We start from the raw sequence: 16,172 nt of genomic DNA on the forward strand, positions 1-16,172 counted from the left end.
AAACACTTGGTAACATTTATGCTGGGTCAAAATTATAAAATTCTTTTACCTCTGCTTCTAACTACTTGTTTTATGGTTTCACTGCCTGTGAGCGCTGATGGGGAAAGGCCTGACGGTGATTTTGAAAAACTTGAGAAATTTCAAGAGACTGTAAGCGGAGAGCCCATTTCTGTAGCATCGAAATTTTCTGAAAAGCCCGTAAGGATCGCTTTAATTTATCCAAGTGCAGATATTTCTGATTTCTGGATACGTAATTTCATCGCGTTGAAGGAAAGATTGATTGCCTTACAGCTCAAATTTGAGATTGATGAATTTACATCTAGGCAGATCGAACACTCACTTCAAACTCAATACACCGAGCAAGTACTTAGCTCTGAAAAAACCTATGACTTTGTCATTTTTGGTCCATCAGAGTTGGATATACAAGCCGGTAATATCCAAAAACTGTCGGCTTCCTCTGACTTTAAAACCTTCATTTGGGCATTTCACACGCCAAACGAACAGTGGACTCACCAACCTGATAGTTGGTTTGATTTTTCCAGCGAAATGGGAGCCGAGGTGTTGTGTGACCACGTGGTCAAAGAGCTAGGTAACGACGTGGAGTTTTCCGCTAACCGAGGTATTCCAGGTATTACAGATACACAACGCTCTCAGGGGTTCATTGACTGTGTTGAAGAGAAGGGCGATTGGTTAACGGTTTATGAGCATTTTGGGCAGTATCAAAAAATTGGTGGTGCTGATGGGATCCGTTTGGTTTTGGGTAACTTTCCAGAAGTGACCATGGTTCACAATGCGAACACGGCAATGACGATGGGTGCTGTGGACGCGCTAGGCGAAGCAGATAAGCTGTCTGAGATATATGTGACAGGCTGGGGTGGAACCGCAAAAGAGATAGAGAAAATCCGATCTGACGAGCTTGATGCAACACCAATGCGAATGAGTGATGATCTGGGGGTTGCCACTGCAGAAGCCATCAAGTTTCACTTGGAAGGTCGACAAACAGAAGTGCCGTTGATTTATCTAGGCAGAATCACCGTGGTGCACAACAAAATGGATGATGAAGAGTTGAGCCAGTTAACGCGAGAGGCTTTCCGTTATTCAGGTAAAAACTAGTGCACTGAACGTTACCGGTACTCCAGCAGTGAAAAAGCCGCTTGCTGAAGTGACCCCGTAAAGTTGGACATTTCTGTTAAGCGGCTTTCAAGGCCTGAGTTTGATATTCTATCGGAGCCAGGCCTTTTAGTTTCACTTTTATACGTTTGGTATTGTAGTACTCGATATATTCTTTAATTTGCTCTATTAGTGCATCTGCATCCTCAAAGCTTTGATTGTGATACATCTCTGTTTTGAGTAAAGCAAAAAAGTTTTCAGCAACCGCATTATCTAAGCCGTTACCTTTTCTCGACATACTTTGCGTTAAACCACTCTCCGCTACCTTTTTCTGATACTGTCGATGACGATATTGCCAACCTTGATCACTATGCATAATTGGCTTTGAGTTGGGTTTAAGCGTTGATATAGCTTCCGTCAGCATATTCGTGACAAGCGGCAAGTTGGCATTTTTGGCCACTCTATAAGCAACCACCTCCTGAGTAAACAAGTCGACAACGGGGACAAGTAGACTTTCTGCTCTTTGACTTTGAACTCCGTGACATCAGTTACCTATTTTTCATCGGGTTGAGTCGCACTAAAATCTCTTTCAAGTACGTTAGGAACTGCTGTTCCAGACTCTCCTCGATATGAACGATACTTTTTAATCCTGACCGGCGATTTAAGGTTGAGCTGAGCCATAAGCCTTTGAATCGTTTTGCGATTAAGCACGAATCCCCGATTTTTGAGTGCCAAGTGAATACGGCGGTAGCCGTATCGACCCTTGTGTTCATGATAAATTGACTTTATCAACCGCAGCTCACATTCATAGCTATTTGGGCGCTTGCTTGTTTGAGCCCTTTGATACCGGGTTCATTAAATCTTTTGAGCCAGACAGAGAGTATCCCAGGGGATGAGAGGTTTAATATTGCGCTAGTGTGCATGAGAGACCAATCATTCGTCCACATTTAATTCAACGCTTTTCGTTTTTCCTGAGCAGTAGCAGTATGCTGAGTTGGTTTGGTAGAAAAGTTCGCCATTTGCGCATTCAAAATCACACCGTTTACCATCACGCCAGAGCCCATTCCTGTACCGACGGTGCTTGTCATGGCTATCGCATTGCCTTCTTTATCGATGATGGAGATGTGTCCGGTATCCTTGCTCTCAAAGCCTTGATGTTGTGCGTAATCGGTATCTGAAACCTTCCCAGCTTTCGGGTTTGACTGAGCGATACCGTCTTCTGGGATCAGTTGGCGTCGCTTATCAATATAAGATTTATCAAGCAGGGCACTTACGGGCGTTTCCACATAATCAGGGTCGCCGGCGTAAGCAATACGATCGGCTTCAGCGATTCTCATTGCCTCTGTCATTAATCGCCATGGTTCTGCGTCGGTTTTGGACATGTCCGCCAAATCATACGCTTCTAGCATTTCTAGGCTTTGCGCTACCATCACGCCACCAGAGGCAGGGTAGCCAAAGAATACGAACTTGTTACCACGATAGTCGCTCTCAATGACGTCACGCGTTTTGATTTGGTACTGCTCAAAGTCTCCAATGGATAATTTTGCATGATCTGAATCGATGAGACCGTTGACCGTTTCGACAATGTTCTTACCAAACTCTCCACCATAAAGGCATTTGTCACCTTGTTGACCAATATTGGTCAACGTGTCGGCAAGCTTTGGCTTGGTCATCAAGGTGCCAGTCGGTTTGATTTCGTCGTTATCCCAATAGAGCGCTTTGATTTCTGGATCTTCAATTAAACGGTTTTGCTCACGGACCACAATGTCTCACGTGTGGCTGTTCATCGCATAACCTTTGCTCGCCAGGTCGATGGCCGGTTGAACTAATTCTGCCCAAGGTAGTTTCCCATACTCTTGGTGGGCACTATAAAGTAAACGAAGAGTGCTAGGTACAGCGACCGAACGCGGACCTAAAATTTCATTTCGACTCAGTGGCTTGCCGTTTTCCATGAACATGTCGGGGGTCGCGCTTGGAGAAGCCTCATCTCGTCCATCAAGAGCGAGAAACTGGTCTTTATCATGCTGATAAAACAAAGCAAATGTTCCGCCGCCGATCCCGGTCATGTCGGGCTCGACCACTGACATGGTCATTTGCATTGCCACCATGGCGTCGATGGCAATACCGCCTTGTTTTAGTATCGAATAGCCAGTGCTGCTGACATAGGGGTTTGTCGCACTAACCATGAGTTTGTCACCTTCAGCATCAGGCACTACTGGAAAAGGACTGGGCTCAGCAGCAAAACCCACCGCTGAAACCAAGCTTAAAGATAAAGTTGCTATACGCATGCGCTCTCCAATTAGAGGTTTAATTTAGTCGCTCTAAGGTTGACTGAATTAAAAAGAGTAAGTTCGTGAGCCTGTCGCCTTCTTACACAAACCTGACGATGTTGACACAGTTATTAAAGTGTAGGGCATGTGGGAAATTTAATTATTGGTAAGGTGTTTGAATCATCGTGTTTTATATGTTTCGACTCGACATTAAGCCTATGGAATACGTGCGTTTAAATATGTTGCCTGAGTATGAGCCCTAATAAACATTAAGTTTTAAACAGGATCATGAGTTTGGAATTAAGCAGTATTTGATGAAGTTGGAAATTAAAGCTTATGATTTATATGGTAATTTTTCAGTTGATACATTTTATAAACAATATCTACATATTTGTCACTATTTTTGTATTGACCGATTGAATAACTGGTCAGATCTGTTATTGTGCGAAAAAATACCAGTGCGGTTTGTCATACTGTTTAGCAAGGAAGCTTATGTTTACACTATCGATTAAGAATCGAATTTTGGCGTTATGTTTGGTTTCGTTAGTAGGGTTTATTAGTATTCTATTTGTCGGTGGGAATACACTCACTAGTAATACCAAGCAGGTTAATCGAATTGACCAAGTTACTTATCCCGTGATGAATGCGGCGTCGTTAAATAGTGTGCTGATCTCCCAATTGGCGGAGCGCTTTAACTTAGCTGTAACGCTTGGTGATGAAGAAATTTTGGAGATGAATAAGCAAACTCTTGCTGCGATTCAAAGTAATTTCAATATACAAATCACGCTGGATCATTCTCTGCAGGGTGAATCGACACTTCTGCAAAATAAGACCAATCAATATTTTGAACTTGCCTACCAAATTGCCCAAGGAATGATCGATGGGGAGATCAGTCTGAGCGAAGCTGGACGTTTGGCAAAAGAAAGTACCGCGATTTTAGATGCCTTAACCCTCGGCATGCGTGAGTTCAGCGCAGACCGACAAACTGAGTTCGAGAATGCCGTTGAAGATTTAGAAGCCAATAATAAACAGGCTAACCAAATCATGAGTGTTTCTGGTGCTGTAGCAATGCTTGCTATGTGTATCTTCGGGTGGTTAGTCGTAAGAGGAATTCGAGCGGATCTGGCAAACATTAGCGATAAGATGCACGATATCGCTGAGGGAGACGGAGACCTAACAGTACGTCTTCAACACGAGAAAAATGATGAACTTAAACCATTAGTAGAGTCATTTAATAGCTTCGTGTCTTATCTGCAACAGAACGTAACCCATACCATAGACAACGTGACTCAACTGGATTCGATCTCTGGCTCTCTTGTTAAGTCGAGCCAAGTTACAAATGAGCTTTCTACTAAGCAACACCTTTCAATTGAGGAAGTTTCTAGTTCATTGAATCAGCTATTTCTTGCTGCTCGAGACATTGCAACCAATGCAAATGATGCGTCATCTTCTGCTTCTAGTGCTAGCGAACAAGCAAGCTTAGGGGAGCAGCAAGTAGAGTGCACAATCGTTGCGGTAAAAGAGCTAACGAACGATGTCAGTAATGCATCGCAAGTTGTCAAACAACTAAACGACAACACACAAAGTGCAGGTTCAATTTTAGAATCGATCAGTGCGATAGCAGAACAAACCAACCTGTTAGCGCTTAACGCGGCCATTGAAGCGGCTCGTGCTGGAGAACAAGGTCGAGGTTTTGCTGTTGTTGCTGACGAGGTTCGAACGTTAGCGTCACGGACACAAACTTCAACCCAAGAAATTCAGTCGGTACTTTTACAACTTCAAGAACAAGCACAAACGGCTTCGACCATTATCTCTGAAAGCGTTATTAAAGCAGAAGACTGTGTAGAGAAGTTCTTAGTGGCTGAAGGTTCACTACAAAGAATTACATCAGATGTCACCGAAATCAGCCAACGAAACGAAAGTATTGCCGCTGCGACAGAGCAGCAAGAGCAGACCTCAACCCGAATAGAAACCTTTGTAGAAGAAATTCGCAAAATGGCAGAAGGCACCAGCAACAGTGTAAAACAAGTTGATGCTGTCGCCCATGATATTCAAGAGGTCACTCGAAACATATCAACATTAACTGGCCACTTTAAAGTGAGTTAAAAGCCCCTAATTGTCCTCTCTATCCTTGTTCGTGAAACATAAAGGAGGGAGGTCTACACCCGAAATTCGGGTGATTCATATAAAAACAAGAAAATAACATAACAATGGAGTTAGTTATGAGAAAGACAGTGGTTGCTGCACTCGTAGGCATGGCGTTTGGCGCTAATGCTACAAGCATGGACAATATTCGTATTAGCGGATTCGGTTCTGTAGGTATTGGTAAGTCAGATAACGCCATAGGTTATGCGGGTTACACTGACGAAAAACTCGACTGGGAACAAGAGACGCTAGCAGGGGTGCAGTTTGGCTTTCAAGTCAACGAGCGTGCTAAATTCGTAACACAGGTGGTTGCTAATAGCCGCTATGACTATGATCCAAAATTTGAGATGGCTTACGCGTCTTATGATTTCGACTCGTTTACTGCTCGTGCAGGTAAGCTTCGTCTTCCTCTATTCTTCTATTCAGACTACACCGATCTAGGCTATGCGTACCCAATGATCAGGCCGTCTCAAGAGCTTTATGAAAACATTGTTTTGAAAGGTTATACCGGCGCAGACTTGCTGATTCCGATAGAGCTTGAAGACTCAAGCCTATTGCTGCAGCCATTGGTTGGTATTGGCACTATCGATGAGGAAGATTCGATAGTAGGTGAGGTTAAGTTAGATCAACTGTATGGTTTGAGCGCGAACTGGAACGTTGATGATTTTACTTTCCGTGGTTCTTACTTGGTTGCTGAAACGAATCCTTCTTGTGATTTCAATACATCAACGGAACCATACTGCCGCCAGTTAGCTCCTTTACTTGATAGCCAAGATGGTCAGTTTATCTCCTTGGGGGCGCAATATGATAACGGCGATCTACTGGTTAACGTAGAAGCCGCTGACGTTCAAATTGAAGGTCAATTCTACGACTATCAATCAGTTTCAGGCTTGGTCGGTTACCGAATCAATGAGTTTACGCCTTACCTTTCTGTAAGTTGGGTTGAAACCACGGATAACGATGAACGTGAAAACATGACGATTACGGCAGTTAAAGAGACGATGAATTACGAGCGTATCTCTTACTCTATCGGTAACCGTTGGGACTTTTCTAAAAATATGTCGTTAAAGGCTGACGTGACTTACGTGGATTACCGCGATACAAGCGGTGGCTTCCAAACCAATGTTGAGACGTCTGCAGCTAACCCATTTATGGCGACAGGGAATTACCTTGAAGACAGCTCAATTGTCTATTCAGCTCGTCTAGATTTCGTATTTTAAGGAGGCAACATGAAAACTTTATTATCAGCGATAACATTAGCCATCCTTTCATTTAATGTATCGGCAGGCATGGTTGTTATTGGTAACAATGCCGGTGTGGATTCATTGTCGAAGTCGGATGTCAAAAAGCTTTTTATGGGTAAAAAGAGCAAGCTGGCTAACGGGACTAAGGCGCAAATTGTAGAGTTAGTGGATGGTTCAGAAGGACGACTTGCCTTCCATGAGGTCGCAACGGGGCGCAGTGAATCTCAGCTACAATCTGTTTGGTCAAGGCTAGTATTTACAGGTAAAGCTGAAGCGCCTATTCAAGTTGCAGACTATAGTGAGGCCATCACAACGGTAGCGTCAAAAACTAACGCCATTGGTTACGTTGATGAATCGGCATTGACGGGTGACGTGAAAGTGCTGTTTAAGTACTAATGCAATTTTAGATGATGATAAAAAGCCCAAGACAAAGGTGTTGTCTTGGGCTTCTCGTTTTACTGGTTAAATGTTTTCTCGGTAGAGGTTAGAACACGAAACTTAGCATAATCGTATAGAGCACTGCATCTTTATCATCAAAGCCCGTTAGTGGATTGAAGTCTTCAACAAAAGCGCCGTTTGTCTTACGAGCTTCAAAGTATTGCACCTCACCATTGAGGGAAACGTTCGGCAATACGTCGTAATCGATACCAATCAAATAGCTGTTGCCTGTGAGGTGTTCGTTTGAGTCAAACTCTGCGCCATAAACGACATAAGGCGTAAACGAATTCAATCTGTAGCCTAAACTCGCATACATCGATGAAGAGAAGTCACTGATTTGTCCTTCACTTGATAGTAGCGCTTGACCAAATTCATACTCAGCACCCAAAGACCAAAGCTGGATGTGTTGGTTGTCTGCAGTGGGTAACGCACCAACGTTTTTAATCTTAACAGTCTGATCAAAGTTGGAGTCGAGGAAGGACAAATTCCAACGATAGTTCTCTCCACTTAACCGAAGGTTGGCACCAAACATGCGATTGGTTTCAAATTCCAGTTCTGTACTCGAATTAAAATCGACTTCGTTTTTGTCTTTTACGCCAAAGAAAGGGGAGAGTAACAGTGTTGCCTCATCACTCACATCATGAGTCCAGCTGACTTTAATCCCGTTAAATGCGGTTATACCTAATACGGCGTTATACACTTCTGTAGGTGGCCTTGCTGTCATGTAGGCTTGCCCAACATAGTAGTACTCAGATGCAAGGAAGAGAGGCAGTCTCAATCGCCCGATACTGACATCAAAATCATTGAATTCATAACCAAGGTAAGCCCATTCTAATTGTGGGTCACTCCAATCGTACTGAGGAGCTTTAACAATTTGCACAGAGGCTTTGAATGAGTCGTAGAAATAATCGAGTTGAACACCAAAAGTGGTATCACAGTCGTAACAACTCTCATCGGTAAAACCACGATTGATGATTAAAGGGTTGTCGTTGTCTGATGTCGCCCAAGACGTTGAACCAAAGCCGCTCAGAGACAAGTTATCCGTGAGCTCGATGATCGCGAAAGCCGGAGAGGCAATTGAAGCATATAGCACTGACGTAATTATCTTTTTCATGTTATTTCTCCGAGCTTATAACGTAGAGAACGTTGGCATTTTGAGGAATCGAAGAGAGTGGGGCATAACCAATACGGTTAGGTTTGTCGTTGAGCCAGTCCACTAAGCTGTCTGTCGACGCCACTTTGATTTCTCTTGGATAACGCGCTTTACCCGAGAAAGATAATCCGGCCCAGTGAGCGTTCATTTGAGCGGCGTTTTTTCCTAGTAAAAGTTGATAAAATTCCTCTCTTTCGGCGCTGTTTTCAGGCCAATCTGATAGTTCTACACGTTTGCCGTTAAGACGTTTGGTTTTTCCTCGATATAGCTTTCTTGCTTTGTTAATAGAAATCGCTTCAAACTCTGTGTCTAAAGAGAATATGGCGTAGTCTTCCGCTGCATGAGCTAGGCTAATAAGAAGTAGACTTCCTAATAGCCCTAGTATCGCGATGAATGCAGCTCTGCACTGGAATGTTTTTATTGTTTTCTTCCAATCCATTGGTTTCTCCTAGCAAGTCGCGCTTTCAATTTGGTGGAATAGTTTCTCTTTTCTTACGGGCTTCGCAACGTAACCATCCATTCCCGAATCAAAGCACTTTTGAATATCATCGTCGATAACGCTGGCGGTTAACGCGATGATAGGAGTCTTTGTTAAGCCAAGGTTTTTCTCGTGTTTTCTAATCTCCCTGGTTGCGGTGAAACCATCCATCACCGGCATCATGCAGTCCATTAAAATAATGTCGAAGCTGCTGTCGTTCTGATACATATCAACGGCAATCTGGCCGTTGTCCGCAACTTCAAAGGTATAACCTGCTTTCTTAAGCATGACTGACGCCACTTTTTGGTTTACACGATTATCTTCGACCAACAGAATCTTCTCAGACTTGCTTGGTACAGGTTCTTCTTGATGCTCTTCCGGCAGCGTGGTTTTTGCTGCTTGAGTTGTAGGAGTGGCATTGTGAATAGGGGTAACGGTTGAGTTGTGCGTTGGCGTTGGACTGTGTGTTACTTGAAGCGGCATTGCTTCGACAGCCGTTAGCACTTTCTCTTTTAACATCTCAAACTTGAACGGCTTAGGCACGTAATCGTCCATACCCACATCGAAACACTTTTGAATGTCGTCATCGATAACACTGGTAGTCAACGCAATGATGGGGATGCGGCGGGTTGCTTGTGTCTCTTTCTCGATACGTCGAATGTGCTCCGTTGCCTCAAAGCCGTCCATGACAGGCATCATACAATCCATCAAGATTGCTGCGTAATGAGGGTTCGCGGTAAACATATCCACGGCCTCTTGCCCATTATTCGCGAATTCAAATTCGAACCCGCTTTTCCCGACGTGTAGACCGGCTATTTTTTGGTTTATCTTGTTATCCTCGACAATCAAGATCTTATGTTGAACCTGAAGCCCAAACTGGTTTGCATTCGATAGATGAGCTAAGCCTTGTGTATCGCAAAGTTCGACTGCTTTTATTAAGCGCAGGCCGAGTAGGGGTTGTGACACTTGTGCCGCGATACATTCTCCGATGTCGGCGGGGTCGCTGAGGAAGGAACGAATTAAACAAATAGTCGCGCCATTTTTATGAAGCATATCTAGCTGATCGGCAAAATCACTGGCTTGGAACTCATTACTTTCTGCAAAGATAACCGTAGTCGGTTTTGTGTGTCGTTTGTTGGCAATTTGGTCACTAATCTCGCTCGTATTATCGGTGGTTTGCACGACTTCTAACCCATAGAGTTTCAGGTCATTTTTGATGCGCTCTAAAAGCAAGTTAGCATGCCCAAGAATATAAATGTCTGCGGAAGCTGAGCTTGGCTTCGGCAGCATTAAATCAACCGCTAATTCTAGGTCGAAATAGAAACAGCTACCTTCGCCTTTGACTGAATCTAACTGTATCTGTCCGCCCATTAGTTCTATGAGCTGAGTGCTGATGGCAAGTCCAAGGCCGGTACCACCAAACTGACGAGTCGTTGAGTCATCTTCTTGTGCAAAAGGTTCGAATATCTGTCTTTGTTGCTGTTTATCGATACCAATACCCGTATCTCGCACTGCGAAGCGCACTGTAACCTTGTCGTTGGATTGTTGGAGAGTGTTGATCGAGAGGGTAACGCCGCCTTCTGCTGTGAACTTCACAGCATTCGACATAAAGTTCATCAGCACTTGTCTTAGACGGTGGTCATCGATCATCACTCTCGCTGGAGTATCAGGGCTGATATCAACGTTGACTGATACTTTTTGTTCTTTGGCTTTTGGTGCAACGATCGACGCAATGTCATAAATGGATTCGCGGATAGACGCAGAATGTGGGCTGATCAGCAACATACCCGATTCAATTTTCGAGAAGTCCAATATGTCATTGATTAAGCTAAGCAAGAGTTGAGAAGAGGTTTCTATGGTGTCTACATAATCACGCTGTGTCGGGGTTAATGGAGTATCAGAAAGGATCTCTGAGATACCGATAACGCCATTTAACGGGGTGCGGATCTCGTGTGACATGTTGGCAAGGAAACTACTCTTCGCCTTACTTGCTTGTATTGCGTGATCTTTTGCTTGTTCTGCGTCCTCTTTAGCCCGCTCTGCGTCTTCTTTCGCTAGCGTCAGTTTTTCTTTGGCGTGCTCTCTTTCAATCGTTAAACGCTCAACTTGCTGAGCGAATAGACTCAGTTCATCTTTGCCTTGAATGAGCTTCTCCAGAGAAGGGCGATTTTCATCATTTTCACTCTTTAAGAATTTCAGAACTAAGCCAAGATTATTGGTAACCTGTCCCGCTAAACTCAGCGTTAATCCCATAACAATGGTTGCGAGTAAGGCGACCAAAGAGATGAATAGTGTTCTTTGTACTTGAGCTGCTGAGATTGCTTGTTCAACTTCAACTTGGAACTCTTGTTTGATGACGTTCCCTAAACTCTGTAATAGGTTCAGTCGCGCGCTCATTGCTTCCAAGCCAACGGATATCTCTTGAGGTGTTAACTGACTAAGTGCGTTGAGATCGAGTAGGGCGTTTCTTATTTCTTGGCTTTGAGCAAACACATCATTTCTGAACACTTCAACCATGAGTGAAACCTGGTGTTCGTTGGCATTCAATGACACGAAGCGCTCCAAAAACAGTTGTTGTCTTTCACTCAGGGTTTCAATCTGTTCTGCTAGTTCGGGATCGTATTCTTGGCTACTTTGGAATATCTCAATAAGTGAGGTGCCCAATTTAAATTCTTCGTTCGACCAGAACATCAACCACTCGAGTTGTTGTAAGGCGGTCAGGTGCTGTTGGATTTCTCGCTTGGTATTCTCGAACGGTACCTTTTCTATCTCTAGCAACAACTGTTTGTATAAATCACTCTGCCACTCTTGGGCATCCAATTTATCGTAAGTATCCGTTGCTTCCATGGTGGATAGGGTAGCTTCGCTAAAATCCGCGACTAACTGATTCATTTCATCAGAGGCCCCTAGAAAGATAATAGGAGATAAGGTTTTGAGCTCTGACTTAACTTGTTCACTTTGTGCAGTAAACTCTTCAGGACTCGACGCTAAGGTGCTTTTATACAAGACAGAAATATCTTGAAGGTAGACAGATAACTGATTGGTGCGCTCAAAATCAGTTAACTGTGTCGTCAAAATAAACGCTTGTCTGCCAGCGAGGAAGAGCAAAAGTGAAATGGGAAGTAGAACTAAGCCAAAGAGTTTATGTTTGACTGAAAGGTTATTCCAGGCCGTAATCGCCATATAAGGATCCATCCAACTGTTTTTATCTAAAAACAGTAGAGTAAAAATAGCGATATTGAAACTTTGTTCGGGTTAATTTTTTTGAAGTGTGGGAGGAGTATAACTTCTTATGAATCCGACGCTTATTTCGATTGAATGAATAGTTCTTACTTCTAATCACATTTTTAGAGGTCTTTAAACTCTCTTTCTAATACATGGTGATGGGCATACAGTTTTCATTTTCATAAAATTTAAACGTATAGAGTAGCTTCGCTACTTAAATACATCCAAACGATTTGAACTCATAGGTAATACGAAAGGAATAATTTATTCACGAAAATGACAAGCGTTGAGGTTCTTAGAATCTACAGAACCTCAACATACATCGTCATTACTTGTGATGGGATAAAATGAAGTAAGTGGAACGACTTCTAGACTAATAGGTGCTGAGCACTTCATCGATTTGTTGATTAATAATTTTCATCTCACTGTAGATCAGCGAAAGGTCTTCAGCTTCAGGCGCTATTTTGTTAAACGTGTTCTGTTCAACTCTTTCTAGGGCAACGGTTGCTGTCTCTTCTCCAAAGCTGGCCAAAATGCCTTTTAAGGTATGCACCGTAAAATGAAGCTTGCCCCAATCTTGCTGTTGTACCAGTTCTTCGATCTCTTGTAACGAATTGCCATGGTCTTCTTGGTAGGTTGATAACACGGCAAAAATTACATCTCTGTCATTGTCTAGGTAGGCATTTAAAGCATCAAAATCTAGCATATAGACTCCTGTCGGCTGCATATTGAAAATGGGCTGGGCGGCTTAGTGGAATAACCATATTTTGATGAGTTACTAATCCATTGATTCCATCTAGGAGGAAGGTCTAACTGAATAAGATCTTCCACGTATTCGTCGCTAAGGTCTGTTTCAACGCATGCGTTATTGACAGCGTAAAGATAGTCTAGCTTAGCGGCGACTGAATAGGGGTAATTGGTAATAAAGTCGCGTAGTTCTTGGATCGATCCTGAGTTTTCGATGTTGATACAGTTCGAAGGATCGTCTTTGAGAGACTCCAGTTTATCGTTTATTGCCTCACCGCGTAATTTCAAACACTCTTCGACGATGTGATACAAAGAGTATTCACCAAAGTGGCATAGCAAAGGCAAAAATTGCGATAGCAGTGAAGTCGGTTGATTGTAAAACTGATTAGCTAACAATTTAGTCGCTCGTATCACTTTTTTGTGCGCAACTAACGGGCTGCCTTCAATCAACAATATATTGCTTTGGAACAGTGCTAGGCTTGCTAATACTTGTTGTTGAAGTTTGGCTGGTAGCTTCAAATTGACTAATTCGGTAAATTGGGAGGCGTGCTCAAGCAAAAGACGTTTATTTGGTACTTGAGTTTCTCTTTGGTACGTCGCTCTTAGGGAATCGAAGTGGGTTCCAATTGAATGAATTACGTCGATATCGGCGGGTGAAATATGGCTTGCGTACATCTCCCCAAGCTTAATAAGCATGTGTGTATTATCAGCGTTTTCAGCCAAATCGATCGCTCTGATTGCGCGATGGCTAATACTTGGCGTCATCTCAAATGCACGAATAGCCAATTTTAAAGCGGGCAGTAGCATCTTGTGTTTTTCATAAATACAGCTGAGGCAATCAATCACGCTCAAGGATAGTGGTTGAACGATAAGATAGTTGTGTAGTTTCTCTATCGCCAAGTTCGGCTTTCCCAAGCTATCTAGAATTAACGCTTCTGCGACCAATTTGGTTGGGTGCATATTAGTTTTAGAGTGAGTGATTAGACTAGAGAGCAGTTGCCACTTCTTTCCTGCGATTAAGTGTTCAATCAGTGTTGCTTCGAATTGAACATTGGATTTTTCGCTGGTTATTTCTAATGCCTGTTTAAGCAATTCCGGTGTCGTAATAGGGTATAGGCGGTTTAGTTGGTCTATTTGTCTTGACTCGAATACAGCACTTTTGATTTTCTTGCCTAATACCTGAGTGTTAATTGGCTTAGAAATAAAGTGGTGGGCCTCTCCTGATAGGGCGGTAAGCACTGTTTCTTGGCGCATATCCCCGGAGAGTAAAATTGTTGCAACCGTGTGGTCGATAAGACGATTACGATACAGAATACTTAGTAGCTCAAAGCCGGTAAACGACTGCTCTAAGTGATAATCAATGAGCAGAACATGAAACGCATGCGTTTCGACAGCCTTAATGGCTTGTCGGTAATCTGTCGCAATGAAAATACACTCGTGCGCAACGCCTAAACTGGCAAGCTGTTGTTTGATCAGAATCGTCGCACTCTTAGAGTCGTCGACGATTAACACCCTTAGGTCTCCTGGTAAGGCCAAACCCATTTTCCTCTATACCAAATGATATTCTTAATTTAAGTATCATGTTGCACATTGTCAAGGTGCTCAGTTCACATCTATGCGGTTAATAAGTTATTGGTAATTAAAGAATATTTACAAATAATCGAGAGTGTTTCTTTGCGGCGACTGATTCTGCTTGACTTTCTAAGGTCAACACTATTTTGATCACAAGAGGCAAGTGATTAGTCCTGCTTTTTTGTTGAATTAGAATCGTACTTATCTACTAATCAAGCGGTGTTTTTAAGCCTTCAACCTTAATCACGCATACTAAAAATTAACACAGCAGCCAATGCCAAGAATGCGGTCATCATAAGAAACACATCATTGTAGGCCATAATTGCCGCGTCACGTTGCATGGTTCCTAGCAAACTCGCTTGGGCTTGATGCATCGCCGTTGCAGTGTCACTTCCTGATTGAATAAAGAACGCCTGTTGCTCCTTCAGTGTTTGCCACCCCAATTGGTTTACTGAAGGCAATGACTCTTTAATATGACCAAGGTGTTCACGCGTTTTGTTGTCCAACAGAGTAGCGATAATCGCGATACTGAAAGCCCCGCCTAAGTTACGCATAACGTTAGTTAGCGTGGAGGCGTCCGGTGTATCCATTTTATTGATGTTCTTCATTGCCACTAAAGAAAGTGGAACCATGATGAACGGGCTACCAATCGCACGCAGCACCATTGATAAAATCAACTGTTGGCCCCCAAAGTCTATGGTCATGTGGGTATTTACGTAACAACTGAAACCAAACATAGCGAAGCCAAAGGTCACTAAGTATTTCGGCTTAATGACTTGAGTCAACTTAGGCACGACTGGAAATATGAATAGTTGAGGGAAGCCCATCCACATGAGCACTTCACCGATTTCCATCGCGTTGTATTGCTGAATCTGAGTGAGGTACAGTGGCAATACGTAGATAGAGCCAAGTAATGCCATACCCAAGATCAGATACGCCAAACAAGACATCGCAAACTGACCATCACGCAGGAGCCTTAAGTTAACCAATGGCTTTTTGTGTTGAAGCTCGTTAATCACGAAGTAAACCAAACTCACGACAGAAATAATGCTCAACGTAATGATAAAACTTGAGCTGAACCACTCTTCACGGTTGCCTTCTTCGAGTACTACCTCCAAACAGCCAAGTCCTAATGCCATGGTTGCGATACCAAACCAATCGGCTTTTTTCAGCGTACCAAGGTCGAGTTTCTCATCATCCAAGCCGTACCGGATCATAGTGATCAATAGCAGGGCTGGTGGGATGTTGATGTAGAAAATGTAGTGCCACGAGAAATTCTCGGTTAACCAGCCACCAAATGTTGGACCAATAGATGGAGCAAATGTCGCAGTAACACCAAACAAAGCCATGCCGACAGCGCGCTTGTTGATAGGTAGTAGCTGAATAACGAGTGAGAAGGCGAGTGGTATCAAAGCACCACCACTAAAACCTTGCATCGCACGGAACACGATCATCGAGGTCATGTTCCATGAGAATGAACACAGTAATGACGACACGGTGAAGATTGCTGTAGTCCATGTTAGATAGCGACGTTTACCTAATGCTTTTGAAAGCCAACCACTGAGTGGAATTGCAATCATTTCAGCGACTAGGTATGACGTAGATATCCATGAACTTTCATCCAAGGTCGCAGATAGCGCACCTTGAATATCTTTAAGAGATGAGTTGGTGATCTGGATATCCAAGATCGCCATAAACGCACCAATCAAGCCGCCGAATAGGGCGATCCAATGGCGAGTTGATACCTCATTCTCATCATTCGTAGGGGTGATAACGCCAGCGTTGCTCAT

At 43.3% G+C, this 16,172-nt stretch carries 11 protein-coding genes and 2 pseudogenes; 4 read left to right on the forward strand and 9 right to left on the reverse strand.

Going from position 1 to position 16,172, the window contains the following annotated elements:
• Positions 1-18 precede the first annotated feature (18 nt).
• Positions 19-1,113 (forward strand): substrate-binding domain-containing protein, encoded by a 1,095-nt coding sequence (locus BTO10_RS01980; RefSeq protein ID WP_105023380.1) that lies wholly within the window; start codon positions 19-21, stop codon positions 1,111-1,113.
• Positions 1,114-1,189: 76 nt separating this feature from the next.
• Here the strand turns inward: BTO10_RS01980 and BTO10_RS01985 are convergent.
• The 3 genes and pseudogenes from BTO10_RS01985 to BTO10_RS23570 form a co-directional block, all read right to left on the reverse strand.
• Positions 1,190-1,615, reverse strand: a pseudogene (locus tag BTO10_RS01985) (IS3 family transposase); the annotation flags it as partial.
• A gap of 47 nt (positions 1,616-1,662) precedes the next feature.
• A complete protein-coding gene (locus BTO10_RS23895) occupies positions 1,663-1,902 on the reverse strand; it encodes an IS3 family transposase (protein WP_181143949.1) in 240 nt (79 codons plus the stop codon).
• A gap of 164 nt (positions 1,903-2,066) precedes the next feature.
• A pseudogene (locus BTO10_RS23570) lies at positions 2,067-3,398 on the reverse strand (gamma-glutamyltransferase family protein); the annotation flags it as partial.
• Positions 3,399-4,019: 621 nt separating this feature from the next.
• Between BTO10_RS23570 and BTO10_RS02000 the strand changes: the two are divergent.
• From BTO10_RS02000 to BTO10_RS02010, 3 genes are all read left to right on the forward strand, one after another.
• Positions 4,020-5,486: a methyl-accepting chemotaxis protein gene (locus tag BTO10_RS02000; RefSeq protein ID WP_105024227.1), complete on the forward strand. Its 1,467-nt coding sequence runs from the start codon at positions 4,020-4,022 to the stop codon at positions 5,484-5,486.
• Between the two features lie 116 nt (positions 5,487-5,602).
• Positions 5,603-6,745: a hypothetical protein gene (locus BTO10_RS02005; RefSeq protein ID WP_105023383.1), complete on the forward strand. Its 1,143-nt coding sequence runs from the start codon at positions 5,603-5,605 to the stop codon at positions 6,743-6,745.
• 9 nt (positions 6,746-6,754) lie between these two features.
• A complete protein-coding gene (locus tag BTO10_RS02010; protein ID WP_105023384.1) occupies positions 6,755-7,165 on the forward strand; it encodes a phosphate ABC transporter substrate-binding protein in 411 nt (136 codons plus the stop codon).
• Positions 7,166-7,253: 88 nt separating this feature from the next.
• Here the strand turns inward: BTO10_RS02010 and BTO10_RS02015 are convergent, their stop codons facing one another.
• The 6 genes from BTO10_RS02015 to BTO10_RS02040 form a co-directional block, all read right to left on the reverse strand.
• A complete protein-coding gene (locus BTO10_RS02015) occupies positions 7,254-8,321 on the reverse strand; it encodes a sulfate ABC transporter permease (RefSeq protein ID WP_105023385.1) in 1,068 nt (355 codons plus the stop codon).
• Position 8,322: 1 nt separating this feature from the next.
• Positions 8,323-8,799 (reverse strand): hypothetical protein, encoded by a 477-nt coding sequence (locus tag BTO10_RS02020; RefSeq protein WP_105023386.1) that lies wholly within the window; start codon positions 8,797-8,799, stop codon positions 8,323-8,325.
• 9 nt (positions 8,800-8,808) lie between these two features.
• Positions 8,809-12,021 (reverse strand): response regulator, encoded by a 3,213-nt coding sequence (locus BTO10_RS02025; protein ID WP_105023387.1) that lies wholly within the window; start codon positions 12,019-12,021, stop codon positions 8,809-8,811.
• Between the two features lie 415 nt (positions 12,022-12,436).
• Complete coding sequence (locus tag BTO10_RS02030; protein WP_105023388.1) at positions 12,437-12,769, reverse strand: Hpt domain-containing protein; 333 nt, start codon at positions 12,767-12,769, stop codon at positions 12,437-12,439.
• Positions 12,763-14,352, reverse strand: coding sequence for a response regulator (locus BTO10_RS02035; protein WP_105023389.1), 1,590 nt, complete (start codon positions 14,350-14,352; stop codon positions 12,763-12,765). Before BTO10_RS02035 ends, BTO10_RS02030 begins: the two co-directional genes overlap by 7 nt.
• A 269-nt stretch (positions 14,353-14,621) precedes the next feature.
• Positions 14,622-16,172 carry a DHA2 family efflux MFS transporter permease subunit gene (locus BTO10_RS02040; RefSeq protein WP_105023390.1) on the reverse strand — a complete coding sequence of 517 codons (1,551 nt, stop codon included), beginning with the start codon at positions 16,170-16,172 and terminating at the stop codon, positions 14,622-14,624.

Origin of the sequence: Vibrio chagasii (assembly GCF_002954585.1) — a bacterium.
Classification (GTDB): Bacteria; Pseudomonadota; Gammaproteobacteria; order Enterobacterales; family Vibrionaceae; genus Vibrio; species Vibrio chagasii_A.